Consider the following 3,618-nt stretch of genomic DNA (forward strand, 5'->3'; position numbering starts at 1 on the left):
GCCTCGCCGGTCCCGAGCCCGCGCAGCACCGCGAGCGCCATGCCGGCATTCTCCACCTGATGCCGCCCGATCAGCCCCGGCAGCGGCAGGTCGATGAGCCCCGCGCCGTCCTGGAAGGCGAGCCGCCCGTGCTCCTCCCAGACCTGCCACTCCATGCCCTCGGCTACGAGCGGCGCGCCCACGGCCTCCGCCCGCGCCACGATCGCGTCCCAGGCCTCCGCCTGCTGCGCGCCGACGACGCAGGGCACGCCGGGCTTGAGGATGCCCGCCTTCTCGAAGGCGATCTGCGGCAGGGTCTCGCCGAGATACTGCTGGTGGTCGAGCGAGACCGGCGTGATGACGCAGGCCCGCGGCCGGTCGATCACGTTGGTCGCGTCGAGCCGCCCGCCGAGCCCCACCTCGAGCAGCACCCATTCCGCCGGCGTCTCGGCCATGGCGAGCATCGCCGCCGCGGTGGTGATCTCGAAGAAGGTGATCGGCGCGCCGCCGTTCGCCTCCTCGCAATGCTCCAGCAGCGCCAGCAGCCGCTCCTCGGAGACGAGCTCGCCCGCCAGCCGGATGCGCTCGTGGAATCGCGCCAGATGCGGCGAGGTATAGACATGGACCCGCGCGCCGCCGGCCTCGAGCCCGGCGCAGATCATGGCGATGGTCGAGCCCTTGCCGTTGGTCCCGGCCACGTGGATCACCGGCGGCAGCCGCCGCTCGGGATGGCCGAGCGCCGCGAGCAGCCGCTCCACCCGGCCGAGCGTCAGGTCGATGATCTTGGGATGCAGCGACATCAGGCGTTCGAGAACGCGGTCGCTCCCGGGGGTCATGGCACGGCGGCGGGCTCGGGCGTCTCGGCCGGCGCCGGCAGGTCCCCGTGCGCATAGGGCGGCTCGCCGGTCAGGAGCCGCAAGAGCGTGCCGAGCTCGTCGCGCATGTCCTTGCGCGCCACCACCCGGTCGAGCATGCCGTGGTCGAGCAGGTATTCGGCGCGCTGGAAGCCCTCGGGCAGGGTCTCGCGGATGGTCTGCTCGATCACCCGCGGCCCGGCGAAGCAGATCAGCGCGCCCGGCTCGGCGATCTGGATGTCCCCGAGCATGGCGTAGCTCGCGGTCACGCCGCCGGTGGTGGGATGGGTGAGCACCACGACATAAGGCAGCCCGGCCTCCTTCAGCATCGCCACCGCCACGGTGGTGCGGGGCATCTGCATCAGGCTGAGGATCCCCTCCTGCATGCGCGCCCCGCCCGCCGCCGCGAAGAGCACCAGCGGGCATTTCCGCTTCACCGCGCGCTCCGCCGCCGCGACGATGGCATTGCCCACATGCATGCCCATCGAGCCGCCCATGAAGCCGAAATCCTGCCCGGCGCAGATCACCTTCAGCCGGCCGATATCGCCCTCGGCGACCAGCATCGCTTCCTCCTCGCCGGTCTTGCGCCGCGCCTCGCGCAGCCGGTCGGGGTATTTCTTCTGGTCGCGGAAGCCGAGCGGGTCGGCCAGCGGCTTGGGAACGGGGATCTCCACGAAGATGCCGCCGTCGAAGAGCGTCCGGAAACGGTCGCGCGGGCTGATCGGCATGTGATGCCCGCAATTGGTGCAGACGTTGAGTGCCTCGGCCAGCTCGCGGTGGAACAGCATCGTGCCGCATTCGTCGCATTTCACCCAGAGGTTCTCGGGAACCTCGCGGCGCGTGAAGAGCGAGTTGATCTTCGGACGGACGTAGTTCGAGATCCAGTTCATGCGCGGCAGGGTCCCCGGGCGGCTGACCCCGCCTAACTAGAGTTCGCCCGCCGCATTTGCAATCGCCGCCGCTCTGCCGGCCGCGGCCCCGAGCTCCGGCACGGGCGGCAACGGCCGGTCGCCGGCATCGCAGCCCCGGTTTTTGACGCTTCTGTCACGATGCTTTGACGTCGGTCTGGAACGAATCTTCACGCCGATGGTGGCGGCAGAGCGGGCGGGCCGGGTCCTCCCTGGACCCCGGCCGGAGGGCGATCGCAGGCGACGATCGAGGGGGGAGAGCTTCATGGACGCATATTTCACCGACGGTCGATTCTGCAGCCGCCGCTCCGATCCCTCCCGAGGCGTCCGCGGCGCGGAAAACGGCAGCAGTCTGGGCCCGCCCCGCGGCCTGAAGGCGCGGCCGCTGAAGATGCGCGACGCGGGCTTGCCGGGGCGGCCGCTGCCCTATGCCTTTCTCGTCCAGCAGCCCAGGCAGGAGGAAATCGACTGGATCAGATCGCGCATCCTCAACCTGGCCACCCCGCTGGCCTCGCTGAGCCTGCGGATCCGCGCCCTGGACGAGGAGGGGCTCGCCGTCGAGCCCGGCATCGCCGACAGCGAATGGGACCCGTCCTGGACCTGGGAGGTCACCACGCCCGAGGCCAGGATCGCCGCCGGATGCGACCTGCCGTGGTACGTCCAGGCCGCCTGCGATTCCGGCTTCACGGATTTTCGCGTGCGCGACGCGGACGGCGTCTACCACGTGCTCGCCCTGAACGGATGCCGGAACGCGTTCTGCGGCGAATTCACCCTGCGCAGCTTCCGCGTCGCCACCATCCGCACCTTCGCGGTCTCCTGGGCATCGGATCCGCGCAACGTCGACGCCAAGGGCCGGCTGCAGTTTCCCAGCGAGATCGACATTGCCGGCGGCCGCGGCCCGGTCTCGCCGATCGACCGGCTCCAGCTCACCGCCGTCTGCGGCGACGACACGGTCATCACGGATCCCTATTTCGGGAAGCTGCGGCTCAGGATCTCGCTCGCCTGAGGGCGCGAGGCCCGACGCCGGTCCGCTCGCCCGGAAGCGCGAGCCGCCCCTGGACGGCGCGCCTCGCGCGCCGGCCCCCGGCAGGGCCGGGGCCCTCGGCCCGCGTGGGACGGGACCCGACGGCGAGGGAGGCTGGTATGGGCGCCAGATGCGATCATCCCGCCGTGCCACCCGGCGGCGCTTGTGATTTTCCGACCTCTCGCCTATGCCCGGGCTTACCCATACTGCGAGCGTGAGGACGACCATGGACGCCCTGAAATTCGACAAGTCGAAGCTGCCCAGCCGCCATGTCACCGAAGGCCCCGAGCGCGCGCCGCACCGCAGCTACCTCTATGCCATGGGCATCTCGGAGGCCGAGATCCACCAGCCCTTCGTCGGGGTGGCGACCTGCTGGAACGAGGCGGCGCCCTGCAACATCGCGCTGAACCGGCAGGCGCAGGCGGTCAAGCTCGGGGTGAAATCGGCGATGGGGACGCCGCGCGAATTCACCACCATCACCGTCACCGACGGGATCGCCATGGGCCACGAGGGGATGCGCTCGAGCCTCGCGAGCCGCGAGGCGATCGCGGACAGTGTCGAGCTGACCATGCGCGGGCATTGCTACGACGCCATCGTCGGGCTCGCCGGCTGCGACAAGAGCCTGCCGGGGATGATGATGGCGATGGTGCGGCTCAACGTGCCTTCGGTCTTCATCTACGGCGGGTCGATCCTGCCGGGCCGGGTGCCGGCCGGCGCGGCGGTGCCCGAGGATTTCGCGAACCGCGACCTGACGGTGCAGGACATGTTCGAGGCGGTGGGCCGCCACCAGGCGGGCACGCTCGGCAATGCGGCGCTCGAGATCCTCGAGCGCGTCGCCTGTCCCTCGGCGGGC

4 protein-coding genes are annotated in these 3,618 nt (G+C 70.8%); 2 read left to right on the top strand and 2 right to left on the bottom strand.

Annotation, left to right across the window (positions count from 1 at the left end; all coding sequences use genetic code 11):
* Both V7050_RS19565 and accD read right to left on the bottom strand, forming a co-directional pair.
* Positions 1-815 (bottom strand): bifunctional folylpolyglutamate synthase/dihydrofolate synthase (locus tag V7050_RS19565; protein WP_324411092.1); only part of this gene is annotated, 815 nt, incomplete at its 3' end.
* Positions 812-1,723 carry an acetyl-CoA carboxylase, carboxyltransferase subunit beta gene (gene accD / locus V7050_RS19570; RefSeq protein ID WP_324368093.1) on the bottom strand — a complete coding sequence of 304 codons (912 nt, stop codon included), beginning with the start codon at positions 1,721-1,723 and terminating at the stop codon, positions 812-814. The genes V7050_RS19565 and accD, both read right to left, overlap by 4 nt.
* Positions 1,724-2,006: 283 nt before the next feature.
* Here accD and V7050_RS19575 point away from each other — a divergent pair, with 283 nt between their 5' ends.
* Together V7050_RS19575 and V7050_RS19580 are read left to right on the top strand one after the other, a co-directional pair.
* Entirely contained in the window at positions 2,007-2,747 is a 741-nt protein-coding gene (locus V7050_RS19575; protein ID WP_324374543.1) for a hypothetical protein, read from the top strand.
* 244 nt (positions 2,748-2,991) lie between these two features.
* Positions 2,992-3,618, top strand: a 627-nt coding sequence (locus V7050_RS19580; RefSeq protein WP_324411094.1) for a dihydroxy-acid dehydratase domain-containing protein, incomplete at its 3' end; no start/stop codon positions are given.

It is taken from the genome of Amaricoccus sp. (genome assembly GCF_036846665.1).
In the GTDB taxonomy this organism is placed as follows: domain Bacteria; phylum Pseudomonadota; class Alphaproteobacteria; order Rhodobacterales; family Rhodobacteraceae; genus Amaricoccus.